This is a genomic window from Bacillus sp. LR--39, from assembly GCF_053613335.1.
Map to the genome: position 1 here is coordinate 1 of NZ_JBSIOT010001438.1, position 548 is coordinate 548.

The 548-nt window shown below is 52.7% G+C and carries 1 protein-coding gene; it reads right to left on the reverse strand.

The window, feature by feature from the left end:
* Positions 1 to 548: alanine:cation symporter family protein (locus ACWHAR_RS30995; protein ID WP_452088922.1), on the reverse strand; the 548-nt coding region annotated here is incomplete at both ends.

Below are 548 nucleotides of genomic sequence, written 5' to 3' on the forward strand. Positions count from 1 at the left end.
GCGGGTACAGAGGAAAGGTTTGTGACGACAATCAGGAAACCGGCCCCGATGTACGCCCCTGCCATAAGCGGAACTGCGAGCTCCGTCACTTTTCCAATCCGTTTAATCCCTCCGATCACCACTAAACCGATCAAAAAAGCAATCCCGATTCCGGTGTATAAACGATTGAACGAGAACGTCTCAGCCAGCGATGCGGAAACCGAATTTCCCTGCACCATGATGCTCGGTACAAGTTCGATCATCAGCGCTACTGAAAAAAAGACGCCGAGCCATTTCATGGAGAGCCCTTTTGTAATGTAATACATCGGTCCACCGACATATTCGCCCTCTTCATTTTTTTCTCTGTAGTGAACGGCGAGGACGCTTTCCGAAAACTTGATCGCCATGGCAAACAGCGCGACCAGCCACATCCAAAAAACGGCTCCCGGACCGCCGAACATGATGGCCGCAGGCACACCGACGATATTGGCGGCGCCGACTGTTGAGCTGAGAGCCGATGTCAAAGCCTGCAGCGGTGTAACCGTCCCTTCTCCTTTCGGCTTTTTGCC